Genomic DNA, 20,326 nt, shown 5'->3' on the forward strand with positions numbered 1-20,326 from the left:
ATATCGCCTAGAAAAGCTTCAAGCTTGGCATCACTTGTGAAGAAGCTTCAGGAGTAGCGCTAAGGGAATATTTAGCTGAATATGGGGGCGGAGGGACTTGAACCCTCACGACTTCAACAGTCAACGGATTTTCATCCTCTCGCAGCTTTCGCTACTGCCTTGAGCGATCTAGTGCTAGATCATTAGGCTTTGAGAATTGGACCCTCCCTTTACCCGCGCTCTGTGAAGCTTTTCAGCTGCCAACAAAACGTGTGGGTAGCTCCCGTCGGGCCTCTGCACCTTCCGATCAGGCTCAGAGTCTGGCACTTTGCCTTATCTGCTAATCGGCTTGGCTCAGGATTGCCTTGTCTAAGGCACAGGAAAGAGGTTGTGAGGTTGAGGACAACTGCTGATGCAGCTAATGCCTCACTCATAGAGCCTATTTCCGTTGCTTCAGATTTAGGTTTCCCTGAATTTGAGAGCTTCCACTTGATGGGTTTCCCCGTCAAGGCTCAGTTTTCTAAGTCCGCAGCGTCTACCATTCCGCCACGCCCCCGTGATTCAACTTGAGGATTTTGATTTACTCAGTCGATACTTGTCTATTCCATCACTATTTACGAGTCTACGCAACTTCTTTTGTGACACTAGTGCCAATAATGTTGCGGTAAGCCAAGGTACAGGGTTGTTAACGACGTTCCTCACTCTGCTTTGCAACAGGTTTTGCAGTAGTGGGTTACGTGGTCAGCTTTGTTAGGAGGTTTGATTTTGCTGCAGCAGATTCTTGTGGAACAAGGAATCCCATGAAATTCAGACTTTTGTTACTTTGATTACATACCTTACAAGCATTTTGCTTTGATTAATAGCCTTCCTCAGTTGACTGAATGGATATTTACAGGCTAAGTACCTGTAATGTTGTTTAAGTATATAATATTTGAGAACAAATCAGTAATTTCATCATAATTAGAATTAGTAATTTATTTGATTGGTCGAGTTAATTGGCTTAAACAGTGCGATTTCCACAGCTAGCGGTAATATAGAGGGGATCTGCTCGGGACAGCACTGGGTAGTCAGGATTATTAATCAGCTGAGTTATTGTGAAGGTTATGTCAATTCCATTGGTTCCATTGCTATATCTGGGCTTGGGAGGAGCATATTTGCTGGTCATCCCGGCGATCACCTTCTTTTACCTGCAAAAGCGCTGGTACATTGCTAGCTCAGTAGAGCGGGTACTAATGTACTTTTTTGTATTTCTGTTCTTCCCTGGGCTGGTACTACTTAGCCCGTTTCTCAACTTCCGTCCACAGCGGCGGCAAATTGAAACATAGCGATTGAAACATAGCGATCCGTTGCGCTGGACTGTGGAACTAAGGAAATCTCCGTAAGGGCAAGCAGCAGTTTGCCCTTAGAAGCTATTTCCCTTAGACTCTTTGCTGCAACGGGAAGTATTTTTGACAGATAACTCAGGTTGATCCTGGATGCGACGAATTGACGTAATTGGTATTGGTATTGGTATTTTTGCGGCAGGCGGCTTACTCTACCTGATCTTGCAACGGGCTGGGCTGAATAGCGTCGATGCTGGCATTTGGAGTCAAGCTGCTTTAGTTGGTGGGTTAGTCGGCTGGCTGCTGACCTACCTGTTTCGAGCTGTAACTCAAAATATGACCTACAATCAGCAACTTCAGGACTATGAGGATGCTGTTTTGCAGAAGCGCTTGGAAGAGATGACTCCAGAGGAACTAGCCAAGCTTCAGGCAGAAATTGAGCAGGAAAAACGGTTAGCTCAGGAGAAACAGTTAGCAACTGAGGAAGCCAGGCGATCGCAGACGACCAACGAGCCGTAGAATGGGGAACGGTCATTTTTTAGCGAATCTACGAAGCGGCAAGGTCACAAATGGGATTAGTTCTAGATTGCATGGATGCTCTGCGCGATCGCGGTCAGTGTGCGCTGATTCCCTTTATCACAGCGGGTGATCCTAACTTAGAAACAACAGCAGAAGCGCTCAAAACCCTTGATCGCAGTGGTGCTGACCTGATCGAGCTGGGAATTCCTTACTCTGACCCACTCGCTGATGGTCCCGTAATTCAGGCAGCAGCGACCCGTGCGCTTCAGCAGGGAACCCGTTTGGAGCAAGTACTAGACGTAGTCCGACAAGTTAGCCCTGAACTAAAAGCTCCGATCATCTTGTTCACCTACTACAATCCCATTCTGAACCGGGGAATTGAAGCATTTTTGCAGCAGATTTCTGAGGCGGGCGCACGAGGGCTAGTGGTTCCCGATTTGCCGTTAGAGGAAGTAGAAGGGTTGCTCAAGCCAGCGGCGGCAGCAGGAATTGACGTGACGCTGTTAGTGGCCCCGACCAGCCCAAAAGAACGAATCGAGGCGATCGCCACTCAATCTCAAGGCTTCATTTACCTGGTCAGCGTAACGGGTGTGACCGGAATTCGCTCTCAGGTCGAAACGCGAGTACAAGATTTGCTGCTAGATCTGCGGAACGTTACTGATAAGCCAATTGGGGTCGGTTTTGGCATTTCGCAACCGGAACAGGCTCGTCAAGTAAGAGAATGGGGCGCAGATGCGGTGATTGTCGGTAGTGCATTCGTGAAGCGACTGGCAGAAGGCACGCCTGCTCAAGGATTGAAGGCGATCGAATCATTTTGCCGTAGCTTAAAGATCGCCATCAGTCAGTAATGGCTCTGTTGTAATTTACTACTGAATTTGCTTTTGAATTCGCTTTAGCTGAATAGAGCGGCTGGCGATCGTTGCTTTCTCTGGCTCAAGCTGAACATAAACTTTACCCGAGAGAAACCTACCTAACGCCGATCGCTCATACACCAGCAAGTCATCTGCCTCTGACTTCTGCTGATAGCCCATTTGACTCAAAACGTTGTTCAAGTTCGATAGGAATGCCTTTTTGCCCTTGAACGTCACGGAGAGAGTAGTCGTTCGGTTGAAATATGCTCCCATCAGCCCAGCAGCCAGTCCGCCCATCAGTCCAACCTGCTGGGGAATTCCAGAGCCCATGCCTATTCCTAACGCCTGAGATGAGACAAGGGTGAATAGGACAGCAGTGCTAGTGAAGTAATACAAAAACGTAACGCCAAAGCCGGGACCGAACTGCATAGATTTGACCTGGTTGAACAAGTTCCGCGTAGGTAAGTTTATAGCAGTTCTTGGGTAGCTAAAGTACAACATACAGCAGTGGCGCGGTGCACCACTGCTGTATACCGTGCAATTGAGAATTGCTATGTAACTCAAGTCCTTTAAACGAGTGAAAGCCGGGGCAAATTTCCGGCTTTCATAGGAATCGAGCGTCCTACAGCAGCAGCAACAGGTCTGAGGCTTTGAACCAGGCTCACCATGTCATCGAGAGAAAGGGCTTGACGAGCATCAGAGACAGATTTTTCGGGTTCAGGGTGACACTCGACCATAATGCCGTCTGCCCCACAGGCAACAGCGGCTCTGGCAAGGTCGGCAACTAATTCGCGTTTGCCTGCGGCATGACTGGGATCAACAATTACAGGCAAGTGAGTAATTTGCTTCAGGGCAACAACTGCTCCTAGGTCAAGCACGTTTCGGGTATAGGGGTCGAAGCTGCGAATGCCGCGCTCGCACAGGATGACGTTTGGGTTGCCGTGGCTAAGAATATATTCTGCGGCCATGACGAATTCTTCGATCGTGGCAGCTAGTCCACGCTTGAGGACGATGGGTTTGTCTACTTCACCAACGGCTTTGAGCAGGTCGAAGTTTTGCATATTGCGGCTGCCGATTTGTAGCGCATCGGCGTAGGTGGCGATCGCCTCAATCTGCGAGATTGCCATCACCTCAGTAATTACAGGTAGTCCAGAGCGATCGCGAACAGATGCCAAAATTTCTAACCCCTCTTGCCCCATTCCCTGGAATGCGTAAGGTGAAGTGCGAGGCTTGAATACACCGCCCCTGATTGCCTGAACAGGAGCTGTGACAAGGCGGCTGGCGACTTCCTCCATTTGAGCCTGACTTTCGACCGAGCAAGGGCCGCCTACAATCAGCAAATCTTGTCCTCCGACTGCAATTTGTTCTGAAAGCTGAACGACGGTTTTATGGCTGGGATTAGCTTTAGCAGCGAGTTTAGCGTTTTGCACTGGAGACTCCTTTAAAAAGAACGTAGTGGTGTGAACAAGGTGTGAATTGCGAGAAATCGAACTGTGAGAGATTGAACTGTGAGAAACTCAACTGAGAAAAATCCAAGCCATCAAAAAACCCGGAACCGCCTGAAGTCCCGGGTTGGTAGAAGATTGCATGACCATCTCACCCGGGTATTTCCCTGGACCAAAAAAAGTAAAAGCCGTAAAACCAGCTATTGAGATAGGTCAGCATTTTTACTTCCTGAATGAATGGCTCGGAAAACAAACTCTGAAAAAGCAAAAAACCGCAGATTGTAGTCTGCGGTTCACCAGAGGTTCCATGCAAAGCTGGACTCACCCCAGGTGAACCTCCATAAACCAAAAATAAAAGTAAGAAGTTGAGTAAATCATGGCTGTTGCAGCGGTTTTTTGCTAATTTCCAACTGTCTTTCAACCGTAGCAGGCAAAACCTGAACGAGTCAAGAGTCCTTTCGGGTGATTTACGAATTCATTCCGCTTTAGGGAAAAACTCCATCAGAGTTAAAAAGTTTGGTGGTTTCGGTCATTAAGGCTATTTCAGCTCTTAGAGAGGGGGTTCCAAAAGGGTAATAATTTTTTGTTGTGCGGGCTAAATCTGCACAACAAAAAATTATTACCTAAATGCCACTACCTTTAGAGATACTCACGGAGGAAATCGAAGGGATCATCCTCCCAACAAAGTTCAGGACTCATCCATTCCAGATTACGGAGAACATCGGCTTGAACTTCTTCTATTTCTTCATGCTCAAACAATTCCTCTAGCGCCTCTAAATCTCTTCCTCTTAGAGCTGTTGAGGGCGAAGAGCCTCTGAGAGAACCTTGATGCGACTGAGGCTGATCTAGGTCAACCGGATCAATCGCCCAATCTGCTAATCGCGTATCAGGTTGAGTAGGAGCAGCGGCTAAGGGGTGAGGCGATCGCCCAATCTTTTTCTGCAACGATGCCTTGGAGTTATATTCAGGCAACTTCGTCAGAGACGAATTGCTGTTAGGGTCAGACGAAGTGACAAACATCAAATTTAAGTACCAGTCATACAACAGGGACTCTCGGGCTAGGCCTTTATCCTGATAGTAAACCGACTAGTCGTTACTATTTGGTTCTATGCAGAACAGGAATTAATAAATTCCCAACAGCCGACCTTCTGCATGAAGCCCTTCACACTTGAGGTCTAGTAAATCGTTTCAAATGGTGCAACTTGCCTGTACCACTTGAGATTAGTACTGATTTTGTTATTGAGGAGGTTCTTCTGAGCGGGATTTAAGCCGCCAACCCGGTTTAACCACCTGACGAGCCCGGGCAATTACTAGACAATCATTGGGCACATCTTCGGTAACGGTTGAACCCGCAGCAATGTTGACATCTGCACCAACCGTGATGGGCGCAACCAGGACGCTGTTTGAACCTGTTTTGGTGCGATCGCCAATTTGAGTGGGATGCTTATTCACGCCGTCATAATTAGCTGTAATCGTTCCTGCACCAACGTTTACCCGTTCTCCAGTGGTCGTGTCGCCCAGGTAAGACAGATGAGCGACATTGGTGCGATCGCCCAAAGTAGTTTTCTTCAACTCCACAAAATTGCCGATGCGACAGCCATCTCCTACCTGCACCTGACCCCGCAAATGAGCATAGGGACCAATTCGGGTATTGGCTGCTACGGTGCTGTCTGTCACCACCGAATACAGCACGGTCACATTTTCGCCAATTTGACTATTTTCGATCAGGCTACCTGGTCCAATGCGACTGCCTGCTTGAATTAAGGTCTTGCCTCTGAGGTGAGTCTGAGGCTCAACGATCACATCTGGCTGAAGCTGCACTGTGTCATCAATCGTCGTACTATCGGGATCGATTAGCGTTACGCCTGCCTTCATCCAGTCATCTTTAACCCGCGTTTGTAGAATGCTGTAAGCATTGGCAAGCTGCTTGCGATCGTTGATCCCTAAAATTTCCTGGTGATCTTCTACATCTACCGCCATCACGGGTTCCAAAATGCTAACGGTATCCGTCAGGTAATATTCCTGCTGGTCATTATTAGACTGAAGCTGAGGCAGCACTCGTGACAGGTCAGCCCAGCGAAAGCAATAAACCCCAGCATTGATTCGGCGGTTTTGCTTTTGCGCGGCGGTGCAGTCCCGGTCTTCTACGATTTGCGTCACAATGTTTTGCCCATCACAAAACACGCGCCCGTAGCCCTTGGGGTCTGGCAACTGAGCCGTCAGAATTGTTGCTGCATTCTGCTTCGTTTGGTGGGTGTGCAACAGCGACTTCAGGGTTTGGGGACGCAGCAGCGGCACATCACCGTTTAGCACTAGCAAATCTCCCTCAAAGTCTACCAGCGGGGAAAGTAGCTGTTGAACGGCATGTCCAGTCCCCAATTGTTCCGTCTGTTCGACAAATTCTAAATCTGGGTAGGGGCTGAGTGCTTCCTGCACCAGATCACTTCGATAGCCAACGATGATTAATCGGCGCGATGGTTGAATCTCTACCAAACTTTGCAAAACTCGCTCAACCAGCGATCGCCCTCCTAGAGGATGCAAGACTTTAGGTAAGTGAGATTTCATTCGTGTCCCACGTCCCGCTGCCAGAATTGCTACCGCTACCATGTTTTCCCCAACCTAATCCATTCTCACGGAGTATACCTTGCTAGTGCTTTTTCCAAAAGGCTGTTTTGTAAGGAGGGTGCAGGCGATGCCTGCACCCTCCTTACAAAACAGCTTCATCAAGCTGCACAGCAATACCGATTGCTCAGTTCAAATGCGTGAACAATTCAGCTTTTTCAACTTCACTCTTTTCGGACCCAGTTTGAGTCAGAACAAACTCAGAAAACAATTGCATCAGCTTAGGATTTCGCCAACCCCTAGCAGTTTCTGCATTCATAATTTTGAGAGCTTCCTCAAATGAGAGGGCAATTTTGTAAGGTCGGCTATGAGTTAGGGCATCAAAAATGTCGATGATCTGAAATACCTGAGCCAGGTAGGGAATTTCATCGCCAACTAAACCGTCTGGGTAGCCAGAACCATCCCACCGCTCATGATGATGGCGAATAATCGGGATGACTCCTTGCATCGTTCTTAGCGGCTGACAGATTTTTTCGCCGATTAGCACATGCTGTCGCATTAACTCCCAATCTTCTGGCGTGAGTTTGTCTGTCTTGAGCAAGACTGCATCAGGAATGCCAACTTTGCCAATATCGTGCAGGTAACCACCCCACATTAAATCGCGAACCTCATTTCGGGAAAGGTTGAGAAATTCACCAAATGCTTTGCCTTGAAGAACCAGACGTTCACAGTGATTCCCGGTATTAGGATCACGGCTCTCAACGGCACGGGCAATCGAAAATAAGACTTGACTGGCATGATCCAGATCTTCGTTGAGGCGTTTTTGCTGAACGAGAGATTTGACGCGAGCAGAAAGCTCAAGCTGGTCAAAAGGCTTTGTCAGAAAGTCGTCTCCTCCGGCTTCAATTCCTCTTAGGCGGGCGCGGCGATCGTTTAAAGCAGTAATAAAAACAATTGGAATTAAGCGGGTCCGTTCATCCTGCTTGAGTCGACGACAAACTTCAAATCCATCTATCCCTGGCATCATTACGTCTAACAGGATTAGATCTGGGTTAACGTCAACTACACAGCCTAAAGCAGTAGAGCCGCTGCTGGCTTCTAAAACTTCATAACCTTCTACTGCGAGAAGAGCAACAGCAGTCATCCGACTGGAGGGATGATCATCAACAACCAAAATTTTAGGTTTTTCTGAGTCAGGACAGTTCACAAGAAGGACTCACTTTTTGTCGTTTGTTAGCATCACCTGATATCTGGCGTACAAAACTCGACAGCAACCTGCTCAATTAGTTGGGCTAGTTAACTTGGTAGGTCCGTGCAGCAGTGATGCAACGTCTGCAATACAGTTCTTGGACAGAGGAGCAAACGCCCGTTTGACAGTTACCTATTGCCTTGCTCATTAAGCTTGGGCATTAATCTAGCCTATGATTCCCGGTGTTCAGGTTTTATTGACAAGACAAGTTGTTAATTTGAAGAAGTCTGTAATCTTCTTCAGTGCTAAGTTTGAAACGTCTTTAATCTTTTGCCCTCAGCACACATTTTCTTGCTGAAGTGCCCTTTAGTATAGCTTCAACAAGATTAGGACTGAGAAACTTAATAAATCCGCAATTTAGCGTTACTAATCCATACCAGCGAAATATCCCAATACAGCAAAAAATCGGAGACAAATTGCTCCGATTTGGGAAGTTATATCTGAAAGCAGATTGCCCCTGAAAGCAAGCCGACGGCTAGAGAACTTGACGAGAGACAAATTTCTCGAAATTAGCCTGGGTCTGATGCAGCAGCTGCTCGCGGCTGTCAATGGTTTGCGTCAGGGTGGGAACCAGATTACGAGCCTGTAACGCCATGTGAAGCTGTAGGTGAGCGACGTACTCGCTGAAGTCCTCTCGAAGTGCAGGATTTGAAAGCTGTTCGGATTGCGAAGCCAAAGTGTTCTTCCTCTCTAAACTCTGCGTCAAAGGGTATCAAAGTCAAAGGATGTCAAAAACTGACATGTAGAACGTATCATTTCAACGTTCCTTTGTTTTGCGTTTTGCAATGAAGTGTAATCCTTTTGGGATTAACTGTTGAGAAGTATAAACTTCATTGAAATCTGGCGGCAAACTTTCCCAAAATTTGGGCGAACTTGCCTGAAGTATTTTCAGGTGCGATCGCCTGTCCACATTTGTCGCCTGCCAGCATCCCTTACTCGTCAACATCTACTCTAAGGTTCCCACGCACCATGAGCGCCAAGCAGATTCTAACGCTGAATAGCCAATCTAATAATGACTTACCCTACCAGGCTGCCTATTCAGAGACAGGGCAAGGTCCAGTTGTCTTGTTTCTGCATGGCTTTATGGGCGAAGGAAGCTGTTGGCGATCGCTCACTCAACTGCTCCAGCCTCACTATCGCTGCATCAGCTTAGACATGCTGGGGTTTGGTGCGTCGTCTAAGCCCAAAATTCGCTATGACATCGCCAAGCAGGTTGCTTTTGTGCGGCAATTTGTGGAAACGCTCAACCTGGGTTCCGTAGCAATTGTGGGGCATTCGCTGGGTGGATGGGTCGCTTCAGCCTATGCGCTTGATTACGAGAACTCCGTCAGCGCTTTGATTTTAGCGGCTCCGGCGGGAATTCGAGACGACAGTTTTTGTGGGCGCTATGATGCGCTACGTCCGCTGCTGTGGCAAACCCCACTGGTGGATGGAATGCTTTGGCTGGTAAAGCCCTTCGCTGGTGTTGTTGGACAGCGAGAAGGATTGGAGCGGATTAGCTGGTTTCGGCGGGAGCTAAATGCTCAACCTGCGGCCCGATCGTTTTTGGTCGATCGACTCCGTCCTGAAGATGCGATCGACACAGTTGAAAAGGAAATTCATCGGTTGCGGGTGCCAACGCTGGTGATTACGGGCGATCGCGATGAAACGATTCCACTGTGGCACTCGCAGACCTACGCCTCCGAAATTTCGGGGGCTGAGATTGTAGTGATTCCCGGTGCTGACCACGCTTTACCTCAGGGTTATGCCTCCGAAATGGCTGAACTGATCCTGCCATTTTTGAGCCGTGTATCTACTGCTTCGCCTCATCAACCCTCACCATGATAAGCAGGAGTTTCTGTGAAATACTTTGCCGTTTTGATTACGCTGCTGCGCGATCGCACGCTTTTTCTAGAAGAAATTCGTCAAGGTATTAAGATTGAAAGCAAAATCGTTTCGCTGCTGATCTCAAGCTCGATCTTTTTTGCAATTTATGGCGCAATTATTGGCGCAAACAGCAGCATACCTCAAGTCATTTCATCAGCTGTAAAACTTCCGGCTCTGTATCTAATTACGCTGATTATCTGTTTGCCGACGCTGTTTTTCTTTGACATTTTATTTGGGTCTACACTGGCCTTCAATCAATATGCTGCTTTGATTTTGACAACAGTCTCAGTAATCAGTGTTTTGCTATTCAGCTTTGCTCCAGTCACTCTGTTTTTCCTAGTTTCAATTCGAGATTACGAATTCTTCCTGCTACTAAACATTGCTATCCTTGCACTCACTGGAGTAATTGGCGTGAAATTGTTTTATCAGGGAATGCAATTTGTTACAGAAGCAAATTACAAGACGTTCAAATCAAGAGAGCCGTTGGTTAAATTGGACGAGGCAGAAAATCCGTCAGAAGATTTTGTCAGTGTGAAAGATGCAATTCCTGTAGAGGATAAAAGTCAAAGGATGCGAACAAGGCTGCTGCAATTTTGGTTATTCCTTTATGCTCTGGTAGGCAGCCAGTTAGGATGGACGCTCAGACCCTTCTTTGGTGCACCTGGAGAGCCTTTTCAGCTATTTCGCAGTGAAATCGAGAGCAATTTTTATCAACAGGTGATTCGAATAATCTTCACTGTTTTGGGCCTTCAATAGTTTTAAGTGTTGCCAAGATTAAGAGCAGGTTACTTATGCAGTCTGACCTGGAGGAACTGAGAATTACCCAAAAGGAATTGGAAAACTTATCAGGTCTAGATGTAAATGAAGTCTTTGTGGGTGGTGCATGGCGACCTTCGATTATTCGCTATCCCAAAAGGCTTCTTTCGTTTCTAATGACTGAAGTTTTTACGTTTGGGTTAATTCTAATTCTTTGCTTGCCAATTGGTTTAATCCTAGCTCGTAGCTTTGGTGGGCTAACGGGAGATGCTAGCAGCACTGCACAATTTCTACAGATTAGTTTTGGAGCGTCGGTGGCGATCGCCCTGCTGTGGAACTTCTACATGTGGCAGAAAGGAAAAAGTATGAAAATACTGGCTCACTTGCTAGATGAGGTAGATAAACACAATGAAATTATTGCAGCAGTTGATGTGATTGATGAACTCGGTTCGGTGAAAAACTCAACGATTAGCCTGATCGATCGGAAAGAAGTTTTAGCTGCCCTTACCGCTACAAGAGAAAGCTTAGTTTGTGCATTAATGACTGAAAAAATTTTACGAAAACACAAGCGCTTTATTGCCCGTCGGCATGAGTTATTTAACAACATCGAAACCAATTTAGCAGCACTGCAAAATTTGCAGGTGAATAACCAGGCAGATGAATATGGGCAGCTTTTGAATGAAGCACTTGAGATTGGCATGAGCGTACATCAGGAAATCAGAAAGTTTGAGCGATAAGAGAACTGGAAATCGGGGGATTGCTCAGAACAGCCATAGATACTATGCGAATCTTTCTACAGACAGATGACAAGTTTTCGTGCCAGACTGTTGTAACTGATTTGTTGTCTGGCTCAAAGCTATGCTGAGTGTGAATTGGAAAGTTGAACGCTGCCTGAACTGTTGCCATTTTGCGGTTAAGAGTCAGGATGAGTTTTTTGATTGCTTAAAGTGCCGAGAGCAGTTGCTACACGACCAAATCAGCAACTCGTTAGAAAGAAGCTGCGTATTTTGCGGACACCCCCTCATTCTTCTCATGGAATCCTGTTTACACTGTGGAAATCAGCCTAAATTACTCCAGACGGAGCTAGAAACAGACTGAAAGAAGGGTAGAGCAGTACGCTCTAACTTCTCATCCTTCACCCCTCATTTCCCCAATGGCTTCCCTCTCTGATGCACTAGCGATCGCCCACCAGCACTATCAATCTGGACGGCTAGCTGAAGCAGAACAGGCATATCGCCAAATTTTGGCAGAGCATCCTGACTACACCGAGGTCTGGCATTTCTTGGGAATGACGTTTCACCAGGCAGGACGCTTGCTCGATGCGATCGCTTGCTATCAGCGGGCGTTGAGTTTCAAGCCTGACAATCCCTTTGTTCACAACAATTTGGGTGTCGCTCACCGGGCACAGGGGCAGTTTGATCTAGCGATCGCTCACTATCAACAAGCTTTGGCACTCAAGCCCAGCTATCCAGAAGTTCACAACAACTTGGGCAACCTGTTTCGCCAAACAGGTGATTTGGAGCAGGCGATCGCCCATTATCAGCAAGCCATTTCCCTTGCACCTCGCTATGCAGAAGCGCATAACAACCTGGGCATGGTGCGGCAGGATCAGGGCGAATTTGAGCAGGCGATCGCTCACTATCAGCAAGCCCTAACGCTGAAACCAGACAATGCTGATATCCACAACAATTTGGGAAATGCCCTCCAGGGGCTGAAGAAATTTGAGGCAGCGATCGCTTGCTACCAAAAAGCGTTGGCGTTGCAACCCGAAAATTTCACCTTCTACAACAACTTGGGGGCAGCCCTGCAAGAGTTAGGGCAGTTAACGAAATCGGTGCAGGTTTATCGGCAGGCGCTAACGCTGAAGCCTGACTATGCGGATGCTTATTACAACCTGGGCAATACGCTGAAAGATTTGAAAAAGCTGGATGAATGTGTCACCTGTTATCGTCAGGCGATCGCCCTCAAACCCAACTATGCGGATGCCTACAACAATCTAGGTTTAGCGCTATGCGAACAGGGCAAAATTGCTGAATCAGTTGCAGCCTATCAACAGGTAATTTCGCTTCAGCCTGACTATGCGGATGCTCACCTCAATCGGGGATTGTCACTGCTGCTGGCAGGCGAGCTAGCCCAAGGCTTTGAGGAATACGAGTGGCGCTGGCAGGTAAAAGGGCCAAACTTCAAGTCACTTCCTGCCTTCACTCAACCGATATGGGATGGGTCTTACCTGAACGGCAAAACAATTTTGCTGCACGCCGAGCAAGGCTTTGGTGACACGATTCAGTTTATTCGTTACGCGCCGCTGATAGCTGAGCGCGGCGGGCGGGTGATTGTAGAGTGTCAGGAAGCGCTAATCAGGCTGCTGCAAACCGTTCCTGAAATTAACCAGGTAATTGCCAAAGGCACTCCCCTACCGGAATTCCACGTCCATGCGCCATTGCTCAGCTTGCCGCACATTTTCGGGACTACGTTAAATACGATTCCAGCTCAGATTCCCTACCTTAAAGCGCCTGCTTCTGATTTTCGCCTTGATGCACCGTCCGATCGCTTCAAAGTGGGAGTTGTTTGGGCAGGCAGTCCCGATCATCGCAGCGATCGAGATCGCTCCTGTTCTCTCAGTCAATTTATGAAACTGCTGGAAGTTCCAAACGTCCAGATTTATAGTCTACAAAAAGGCGCAAGAACAGCAGACCTGACGCAGCTGCCAAACGCTAGTGCTATCCAAGATCTGAGCCCTCAGCTAAAAGATTTTGCTGACACTGCCGCTGCAATGATGCAGCTTGATTTGATTATCACCGTTGACACCTCAGTCGGTCACTTGGCTGGAGCGCTGGGTCGCCCCGTTTGGGTGCTGCTATCTTTTGCTGCTGACTGGCGCTGGATGTGCGATCGCTCAGATAGCCCCTGGTACCCCACCCTTCGCCTGTTCCGCCAACCCACCCCTGGTGATTGGGATAGCGTCCTTACCGAAACCATTCAAACCCTAAAAACCAAAACTCTAAGACCCCAATCCCCAACCCCTGATCCCCAACCCCCAGCTTCCACTCCCCAACCCTCAGCTCCAAGTCTCCACTCCATCAGCATCGGCTGGGAACTTAGCGCTGCCACGGGCTGGGGCATCTACGGCACCAATCTGACGCTGCAATTGCTTAAAACTCGCGAGTTCAAGCCGATTACTCTACTGCCTCCATTCACCTCGGCGGACTTCAACCCGTTGCATCAGGCACTTTTAAGTCCCCTATTTAACGAGCCGCAGCGAATTGAGCAGATTCTTCAGCAAAATCCTGGTAAAGCCTTGAAGGGAAACTTTTTGTTGCTGAAAGCTTTGGGCAACCAGTTTGAAACCACTCCAAAGTTGGAACGGGTCAGCGGAAAACATAATGTCGGCGTGATTTTTTTTGAAGATACGCAACTGAGCCAAACTGCACTGGCACGAGCAAATTCTTATGACCTAATCTTGGCAGGCTCAAGCTGGAATACTGAGGTGCTAAAGAGCTACGGCTGCAATCCTGTTTGCATGGTGCCCCAGGGAATTGATCCGACGATTTTTCATCCTGCACCTCGGTCGGGTGTGTTGGGCGATCGCTTCGTCATATTTTCTGGGGGTAAGCTGGAATATCGCAAAGGGCAAGATATTGTAATTAAAGCCTTTCGCATCTTCCACTCACGTCACCCAGAAGCATTGCTGCTTACCGCGTGGCACAACTTTTGGCCACAAACCATGATTGAGTTAGAGCAAGCCGGACATGTAGCTGGCTTACCTAAAGTGAGTTCTGATAGACGATTACAAATTCAGAATTGGTTAGCCGACAATGGTATTCCAACCACCGCCTGCATGGATGTGGGACTAATTCCCAATCACCTGGTGGGACAAATTTTGCGAGAAGCAGATGTGGCTGTCTTCCCCAATCGCTGTGAAGGAGGAACAAACCTGGCGGCGATGGAAAGCCTCGCCTGTGGGGTACCAACAATCCTCTCTGCCAACACAGGACATTTAGATTTAATTGATGAAAACCACTGTTACTCACTTAAGACTCAAGGTGAAGTAAAACCAACACAGTCTTATTCAGGTGTTGCAGGATGGGGAGAGTCTGACCCTGAAGAACTGGTTGAAGTATTGGAAGCGATTTATACAAACCGCCAGGAAGCTTACCAGCGAGGCATCAATGCCACTCACTTTATGCAAGATTGGACTTGGGAAAAGCAGGTAGGGCGATTGCTTGAAGTGATTAAACCTCTGTTGTGACTTGGGTGTGAATTTGATTTTGATGTCGTTTGACCAAATAACGCTTGAACTGTACACCCTGCCGTTCAACGATTTCAGTGTCATAAAGATAAAAACCAAATTTTTTGAACAGCCCTAAACTAAATTCGCTAGCTTCTGCATAAAGGCGTTGAATTCCGTTACGGCTAGCGTGATCGAGAATTACCTGCATCAGTGTAGAACCGAGACCTTGACGGATGCGATCGCTACGGACATAGGTTGATGCTATATGTCCATCCGCTGCAATGCCTGCAAAACCTAGAATCCCAGTGTTATCCACCACCACATAGGTAGTTGGCTGCAAAATGAGTTGGCGAAAGCGATCGGCATCAGTTGCTGTAGAAGCCCACGCTACAGTTTGCTCTGGAGTGTAGCGCTGAGGTGCGGTAGACAAAACAGATTGGTGAAACAACTCTGCCAGTTCTGCCAAATCCGATTCTTGAGCAACTCGAACGTTCATCATGCTCATCTTCTTAGAAAGCTCCTAAAAGTCTCTGAAACAGCTAAATGGAGCAGCCCGTTAAAGCTTTTGTCTGAATACTCCGGAAGAACATTGAGAATTGTGAATTATTGAACTGGGGCAATCGTCCCTACAACTCTGTTCAGTTATTCACTGACGGTCCGACAAATCTGTTGAAGCAAGGAGATGAGGATTCAGACAGAAATTTGGCGTAACGTGGTCAAAACCTTATACCACGCTAAGTTCGTTGATTTAACAAGGGGCTCAACAGCTAGCAATGAATGTATTAAAAGGTATCCTACCACCAAAATTCTCAGGGCTGATTTTTTTAGGACTGTTCATTATCTACTCTGCCCTATTTTTGTTCTACGATCAGCTCCGTTTTCCGCTGATATGGGATGAGAAACACTTTTGGGAAGCAAGTTTACTGTTTAGCCAAAGCCTTGTTCCTGACTTAAACCAGCTTAGAAACTATGGAGCGCTCAACACACCACTACCATTTATTGTTTTTGGCGTGCTTGAGTATCTGTTTGGCAACGGCATCTTCACAGGTCGTTTGCTCAACCTAATTCTCTCATTGGTGATGGTTTGTCTAATTGTATTTCCACTTGCTCAAAAAAGCAAAAACGGCATACTAGCGGCTTGTGGACTACTAATTTTTCCGTATTATCTTTGGTTAAGTACTCATCTTTATACAGATATCATTGCTACCTTTTTTGTCTTTTTAGGATTCTGGCTCTATCTCCGCAACCAGCACTTGTGGAGCAGTGTATCGTTCATCTTGGCGATCGCATCCCGCCAATACATGCTGGCTTTTCCAGTAGCGCTAGCTGCCTATGAGCTAATGTCTTCCCTTAAAGCTGGATTTCAATTTCGTCCGCGACAGTTAGCACCCATAGCAGCAGCAGCAACGATTCTAGGATGGCTTTGGCTGTTTAAAGGCCTCGCACCAGAAGCAGCGATCGCCACCCAAAGCACACCCTCTGTACAACAGGCAACCTGGTCATTTTCGCTCAGTCCTAGCCTATACTTCCTGAGTTGCATCGGACTCTACTTTGTCATTCCAGAGTGGATTTTGTTTAGCAGAAGCTTCAGCTTCAAACAAATTCTTAGCTTTAGAAATGTTGCTTTAATGCTTGGTTTGTTACCTGCCTTTGTATTTTTTCCGCCTCTAGAAGCACACGGATTACTCATTAAAATTGAGAATTTCTTGCCCGCTCCGTCAGTCGTGCTGGCAGTATTTTATGTTTTGGCTTTTCTAACTTGTGTACGTTTTTCGCGAGCCAACCTTGCCTTCTGGCTGCTATTTGTCAACTGCGGACTCATGCTCAAAGCCTACCCTTGGGACAAATATACGCTGCCGTTGCTTGTAGTATTTTGGTACTTCAAATCAACCAACATCCTGGATAGTAGATTTCAGGGTGCAGGAAATGATTCTCAAAAGGCTAAGACTGCTACTCCGGAAGATAGTGGTTTGTTTAGGCAATCTTTGTAGTTCTAAAGTAAAAACACGGAGTTGTTTAGCAGTAGATAAAGAATAAATGAAGTCTGCACACTCTGCGACACAACTAATTGCAGGTAACGTATGATACTCATAAGTGATTCTACAGGGACTGCTACGTACTACCTAGAGCATTTACGGTTGTGCAGACTAATGAAAATAATTGATCCTGATTGCCCCTGCACATTCCCTCAGTTAATCATTCAATTAATCGCTCTATAATCTGCAACTCAGAACTTGAAACCCAAGTTTTAAGCATTACTACCCCCAGCAAAGTCCCCCTTTGGTAGTTAAGGAATTCTTAGATGAAAAGTGTTTTAACGGCTTCGCCTTTAGTTTCAGTCATCATTCCAGCATACAACGCAGAAGCTTTTATTCAGAGAACTCTCACTTCCGTTTTATCTCAAACCTACAAAAACCTGGAAGTCCTAGTCATTGACGATGGCTCCACCGATCGCACCGTTGAAATTGTTCAAGCAATGGCTGAGGGCGATCGCCGCATTCACCTACTTCAGCAACCTAACTCCGGTGTAGCCGCTGCCCGTAACCTGGGCATCAAACATGCCAAAGGTGAGTTCGTCGCTCCCCTCGATGCCGATGACATCTGGTATCCCCAAAACATTGAAAAGCAAGTTCAATGCTTTCTGACATCTGATGAAACTGTCGGACTAGTATATTCCTGGTCAGTAGATATTGACGAGAAAGATGTTCCGACTGGCGAATTTAGAGCCGCAAACATCGGAGGATATATTTACAAAGCACTAATCTGTCATAACTTTTTAGGGAATGCTAGTGCTTCTCTAGTCCGTCGAACTTGTCTGGAAAAAGTAGGCTACTACAATCAGGAGCTAAGAAAGCAAGGAGCTGAAGGTTGTGAAGACTGGGATTTGTATCTAAGAATTGCTGAATATTATCAATTTCGGGCTATTCCAGAATTCTTGATCGGCTATCGCAAGATTTCCAGCAGCATGTCAGGCAACTTTAAGAAGATGGCAAGATCTCATGCCTTGATGCTCCAAACAGTCCAAAACAAACATCCAGAAATGCCCACTCTGCTCTATCGACTCTCTAGCAGCAGTTTTTATATGTACCTTGCTCGGCAGAGCAGTCAATATGGCAATGACTGCGGTACTCTGTTTTGGCTTGTACAAGCTTTAAAGGCAGACTACATCACTCCACTAATACGCTATGGACTATATATGCTTAGCCTAAAAAGTCTGTTAAGGCTAAGCATCCGATCCATGAAATCTATATTCTCCCTAAATAGTCCAGATCAGATCTATCGCAGATCTGGACAAAGCCCCCATCTCATAAGCATCGCAGAGCTTCAATCCAGGCACTTTAGCATCAAATTCAAGCTGTTTGCTGGGCACGTGCTACACCGCCTATTGTTGGCAATCTAAGGTTTAGTGAGAGGGAGAGAAAACCATGGCATCTAGCCGATACATCAAAAAGTCTTTGCGCCGCGATCAAGTTCATCAGATTCAATACATTTACGATTTGATTCGTGAGTTGGTTGGTCGCGATATTAAGCTGCAATATAAGCGATCGATGCTAGGCATTGCATGGTCTTTTGTCACGCCACTAATGCAATTAGTGGTTTATTATTTCATCTTTCGCTTAGTTCTGTCCCTTGATATTCCCAATTATGCAGCCTTCGCCTTCAGCGGCATGTTGGTGTGGACTTGGTTTCAAGCCTCTTTGTTCCGGGGAGCTAGTTCAATTACAGATGGTCGGGAACTGATTCGGCAGCCCGGATTTCCGGTTGCGATTCTACCGATTGTTGCTGTCACGACTAATCTTGTAAATTTTTTGTTATCTCTCCCGATCCTGCTCCTGTTTTTAGGAAATGAGGGAGGTTGGCTTAAGCCAGCATTTGCACTGCTTCCTATTCTCATCTTGATCCAGTTCTTACTGACTCTCAGCCTGACTTATCTGGTTGCTGCTATTAACGTCACGTTTCGCGACACTCAACACATCTTAGGAGTTCTTCTTAATCTGGTCTTTTACCTAACTCCAATCTTTTATGACACGGATACGATTCCAGCCCAATACCTTCAAACGTTTCATCTCAACCCGATGACTTATTTGATCGAGGCTTATCGTACTGTATTGCTTGAAGGCGCGCTGCCGGGCTTGCTACCACTTCTGTTCTTGGCTTTGATGTCTCTGGGTCTTTTGTTTGGTACTTATCGGATCTTTCGACGAGCAAGCTACCGTTTTGCAGAGGAATTGTAAATGCAGCACGCCATTCTCGCGCAGGGCTTATACAAGCAGTTCACTCGATATCATGCAAATAAACCCACGACGCTGCAAGAAGCAATTTTGCGCGGACTGCGTCGCATGAAACCCATCGACCAGTTTTGGGCACTGCGTGATGTTAGCTTTAGCATTGAGCCGGGACGGATGGTGGGGCTAATTGGCCGCAACGGGTCGGGCAAATCAACGTTGCTCAGGCTTTTGGGGGGAATCGGGCGACCTGACAAGGGAAAAATCAGAACTTACGGCAAAGTTAGGGCTTTGCTCGACTTGGGTGTGGGATTACATCCTGACCTGACTGGGAGAGAAAATGTTTTTGTGAGCGGCGTGATATCTGGGCTAACGCGACGTGAGGTGCAGCAACGCTTTGACTCAATCGTGGGATTTGCAGAGCTAGAGTCTTCAATTGATAATCCTCTACGTACTTACAGCACAGGGATGAGATTGCGACTGGGCTTTGCGATCGCTGTGCATACTTCTCCTGAAATTTTGCTCCTGGATGAAGTGCTCACGGTAGGAGATCTTTCGTTTCAGCGAAAATGTCTGGACCGAATTAACCAGTTTAAGGCAGAAGGATGCGCCATCATCCTAGTTTCCCATGATGAGTCTCAAATCCAGCAGCTTTGTGATGAAGTCATCTATTTGCGTGAGGGGCAATTGGTCGCGCATGGTGAACCCGAAATCGTGATCGGACAATATGTTGCCGAAATCAGTAATCGAACACATCAACGCACACCACAAGAACATTTAACTTCAACTACAGAGTCCGGCATTGAACTGAGGCTACACGAAAATCGCTTTGGTTCTCTGGAAATGCAGATTACAAACGTGCAATTGCTAAGTGCAGCAGGGTTCCCCGTTAAAGAATTGCACAGTGGTGACGCACTACAAATCGAGATTGAATATTCAGCGCCTCAGCCGATCGCTTCCCCCATCTTTGGAGTGACGATAACCCGTGAAGACCAACTTGCTTGTTACGACACAAACACAGCAGCAACTGGACAAGCGACACCAACAATTCAGGGACAGGGGAAAATCACGCTTCACTTAAAGAGGTTGGATCTCAACAGCGGACAGTACTACGTCAACGTGAGCATTTATGAGTCGGAGTGGAACTATGCCTACGATCACCATTGGCATGTTTATCCTTTGCTGATTCGGCAGAGTGGCTATGAGAAGGGAATATTGAGTGTGCCTCATCAGTGGGAGTTTGACAATGCTCAAACCCTTGCACACAGAGGTCACTAGACCAATCTAGTGAAACTGTTTCGAGACAAATCTGAAGTACGA

The 20,326-nt window shown here is 46.9% G+C and carries 18 protein-coding genes; 11 read left to right on the forward strand and 7 right to left on the reverse strand.

Annotated elements, in window-relative coordinates; all coding sequences use genetic code 11:
• Positions 1-1,082: 1,082 nt before the first annotated feature.
• From H6F88_RS25305 to trpA, 3 genes are all read left to right on the forward strand, one after another.
• Positions 1,083-1,304, forward strand: coding sequence for an NAD(P)H-quinone oxidoreductase subunit L (locus tag H6F88_RS25305; RefSeq protein WP_190645584.1), 222 nt, complete (start codon positions 1,083-1,085; stop codon positions 1,302-1,304).
• Between the two features lie 150 nt (positions 1,305-1,454).
• Positions 1,455-1,820 carry a DUF3007 family protein gene (locus H6F88_RS25310; RefSeq protein ID WP_190645585.1) on the forward strand — a complete coding sequence of 122 codons (366 nt, stop codon included), beginning with the start codon at positions 1,455-1,457 and terminating at the stop codon, positions 1,818-1,820.
• Between the two features lie 50 nt (positions 1,821-1,870).
• A complete protein-coding gene (gene trpA, locus H6F88_RS25315; RefSeq protein ID WP_190645586.1) occupies positions 1,871-2,668 on the forward strand; it encodes a tryptophan synthase subunit alpha in 798 nt (265 codons plus the stop codon).
• A gap of 18 nt (positions 2,669-2,686) precedes the next feature.
• On the opposite strand, the gene H6F88_RS25320 is transcribed toward trpA, so the two are convergent.
• The 6 genes from H6F88_RS25320 to H6F88_RS25345 form a co-directional block, all read right to left on the reverse strand.
• A complete protein-coding gene (locus H6F88_RS25320) occupies positions 2,687-3,100 on the reverse strand; it encodes a hypothetical protein (protein ID WP_190645587.1) in 414 nt (137 codons plus the stop codon).
• Between the two features lie 140 nt (positions 3,101-3,240).
• Positions 3,241-4,158, reverse strand: coding sequence for a 3-deoxy-7-phosphoheptulonate synthase (aroF, locus tag H6F88_RS25325; protein ID WP_190645668.1), 918 nt, complete (start codon positions 4,156-4,158; stop codon positions 3,241-3,243).
• Between the two features lie 597 nt (positions 4,159-4,755).
• Complete coding sequence (locus tag H6F88_RS32825; protein ID WP_199313786.1) at positions 4,756-5,136, reverse strand: hypothetical protein; 381 nt, start codon at positions 5,134-5,136, stop codon at positions 4,756-4,758.
• 216 nt (positions 5,137-5,352) lie between these two features.
• A complete protein-coding gene (gene glmU, locus H6F88_RS25335) occupies positions 5,353-6,723 on the reverse strand; it encodes a bifunctional UDP-N-acetylglucosamine diphosphorylase/glucosamine-1-phosphate N-acetyltransferase GlmU (protein ID WP_190645588.1) in 1,371 nt (456 codons plus the stop codon).
• Positions 6,724-6,865: 142 nt separating this feature from the next.
• Positions 6,866-7,885: an HD domain-containing phosphohydrolase gene (locus H6F88_RS25340; RefSeq protein WP_190645589.1), complete on the reverse strand. Its 1,020-nt coding sequence runs from the start codon at positions 7,883-7,885 to the stop codon at positions 6,866-6,868.
• Positions 7,886-8,402: 517 nt separating this feature from the next.
• A complete protein-coding gene (locus tag H6F88_RS25345) occupies positions 8,403-8,603 on the reverse strand; it encodes a hypothetical protein (RefSeq protein WP_190645590.1) in 201 nt (66 codons plus the stop codon).
• 293 nt (positions 8,604-8,896) lie between these two features.
• On the opposite strand from H6F88_RS25345, the gene H6F88_RS25350 reads away from it, so the two are divergent.
• The 4 genes from H6F88_RS25350 to H6F88_RS25365 all read left to right on the forward strand — a co-directional run bounded on the left by H6F88_RS25350 (position 8,897) and on the right by H6F88_RS25365 (position 14,798).
• Positions 8,897-9,751, forward strand: coding sequence for an alpha/beta hydrolase (locus H6F88_RS25350; RefSeq protein ID WP_190645591.1), 855 nt, complete (start codon positions 8,897-8,899; stop codon positions 9,749-9,751).
• A 15-nt stretch (positions 9,752-9,766) separates the two neighbouring features.
• Positions 9,767-10,549 carry an actin-binding WH2 domain-containing protein gene (locus tag H6F88_RS25355; RefSeq protein ID WP_190645592.1) on the forward strand — a complete coding sequence of 261 codons (783 nt, stop codon included), beginning with the start codon at positions 9,767-9,769 and terminating at the stop codon, positions 10,547-10,549.
• Between the two features lie 35 nt (positions 10,550-10,584).
• Positions 10,585-11,286 (forward strand): hypothetical protein, encoded by a 702-nt coding sequence (locus H6F88_RS25360; protein WP_190645593.1) that lies wholly within the window; start codon positions 10,585-10,587, stop codon positions 11,284-11,286.
• A 416-nt stretch (positions 11,287-11,702) separates the two neighbouring features.
• Positions 11,703-14,798 carry a tetratricopeptide repeat protein gene (locus tag H6F88_RS25365; protein WP_190645594.1) on the forward strand — a complete coding sequence of 1,032 codons (3,096 nt, stop codon included), beginning with the start codon at positions 11,703-11,705 and terminating at the stop codon, positions 14,796-14,798.
• Here H6F88_RS25365 and H6F88_RS25370 read toward each other — a convergent pair.
• A complete protein-coding gene (locus H6F88_RS25370; protein WP_242050708.1) occupies positions 14,782-15,279 on the reverse strand; it encodes a GNAT family N-acetyltransferase in 498 nt (165 codons plus the stop codon). The genes H6F88_RS25365 and H6F88_RS25370 overlap by 17 nt on opposite strands.
• Before the next feature lie 274 nt (positions 15,280-15,553).
• Between H6F88_RS25370 and H6F88_RS25375 the strand changes: the two genes are divergently transcribed.
• The 4 genes from H6F88_RS25375 to H6F88_RS25390 all read left to right on the forward strand — a co-directional run bounded on the left by H6F88_RS25375 (position 15,554) and on the right by H6F88_RS25390 (position 20,284).
• Positions 15,554-16,771 (forward strand): hypothetical protein, encoded by a 1,218-nt coding sequence (locus tag H6F88_RS25375; protein ID WP_190645595.1) that lies wholly within the window; start codon positions 15,554-15,556, stop codon positions 16,769-16,771.
• A 311-nt stretch (positions 16,772-17,082) separates the two neighbouring features.
• A complete protein-coding gene (locus tag H6F88_RS25380; protein ID WP_190645596.1) occupies positions 17,083-18,180 on the forward strand; it encodes a glycosyltransferase family A protein in 1,098 nt (365 codons plus the stop codon).
• Between the two features lie 25 nt (positions 18,181-18,205).
• Entirely contained in the window at positions 18,206-19,015 is an 810-nt protein-coding gene (locus H6F88_RS25385) for an ABC transporter permease (RefSeq protein ID WP_190645597.1), read from the forward strand.
• Entirely contained in the window at positions 19,016-20,284 is a 1,269-nt protein-coding gene (locus H6F88_RS25390) for an ABC transporter ATP-binding protein (RefSeq protein WP_190645598.1), read from the forward strand.
• Positions 20,285-20,326: the final 42 nt, after the last annotated feature.

The organism is Oculatella sp. FACHB-28 (assembly GCF_014696015.1).
Taxonomy (GTDB): domain Bacteria; phylum Cyanobacteriota; class Cyanobacteriia; order Elainellales; family Elainellaceae; genus JAAUTN01.

What these genes read in the sequence shown, in the direction of transcription:
- H6F88_RS25305 (WP_190645584.1), top strand. Translation starts at nt 1,083, where the DNA reads ATGTCAATTCCATTGGTTCCATTGCTATATCTGGGCTTGGGAGGAGCA.
- H6F88_RS25310 (WP_190645585.1), top strand. Translation starts at nt 1,455, where the DNA reads ATGCGACGAATTGACGTAATTGGTATTGGTATTGGTATTTTTGCGGCA.
- trpA (WP_190645586.1), top strand. Translation starts at nt 1,871, where the DNA reads ATGGGATTAGTTCTAGATTGCATGGATGCTCTGCGCGATCGCGGTCAG.
- H6F88_RS25320 (WP_190645587.1), bottom strand. Translation starts at nt 3,100, where the DNA reads ATGCAGTTCGGTCCCGGCTTTGGCGTTACGTTTTTGTATTACTTCACT.
- H6F88_RS32825 (WP_199313786.1), bottom strand. Translation starts at nt 5,136, where the DNA reads ATGTTTGTCACTTCGTCTGACCCTAACAGCAATTCGTCTCTGACGAAG.
- glmU (WP_190645588.1), bottom strand. Translation starts at nt 6,723, where the DNA reads ATGGTAGCGGTAGCAATTCTGGCAGCGGGACGTGGGACACGAATGAAA.
- H6F88_RS25350 (WP_190645591.1), top strand. Translation starts at nt 8,897, where the DNA reads ATGAGCGCCAAGCAGATTCTAACGCTGAATAGCCAATCTAATAATGAC.
- H6F88_RS25360 (WP_190645593.1), top strand. Translation starts at nt 10,585, where the DNA reads ATGCAGTCTGACCTGGAGGAACTGAGAATTACCCAAAAGGAATTGGAA.
- H6F88_RS25365 (WP_190645594.1), top strand. Translation starts at nt 11,703, where the DNA reads ATGGCTTCCCTCTCTGATGCACTAGCGATCGCCCACCAGCACTATCAA.
- H6F88_RS25370 (WP_242050708.1), bottom strand. Translation starts at nt 15,279, where the DNA reads ATGATGAACGTTCGAGTTGCTCAAGAATCGGATTTGGCAGAACTGGCA.
- H6F88_RS25375 (WP_190645595.1), top strand. Translation starts at nt 15,554, where the DNA reads ATGAATGTATTAAAAGGTATCCTACCACCAAAATTCTCAGGGCTGATT.
- H6F88_RS25380 (WP_190645596.1), top strand. Translation starts at nt 17,083, where the DNA reads ATGAAAAGTGTTTTAACGGCTTCGCCTTTAGTTTCAGTCATCATTCCA.
- H6F88_RS25385 (WP_190645597.1), top strand. Translation starts at nt 18,206, where the DNA reads ATGGCATCTAGCCGATACATCAAAAAGTCTTTGCGCCGCGATCAAGTT.
- H6F88_RS25390 (WP_190645598.1), top strand. Translation starts at nt 19,016, where the DNA reads ATGCAGCACGCCATTCTCGCGCAGGGCTTATACAAGCAGTTCACTCGA.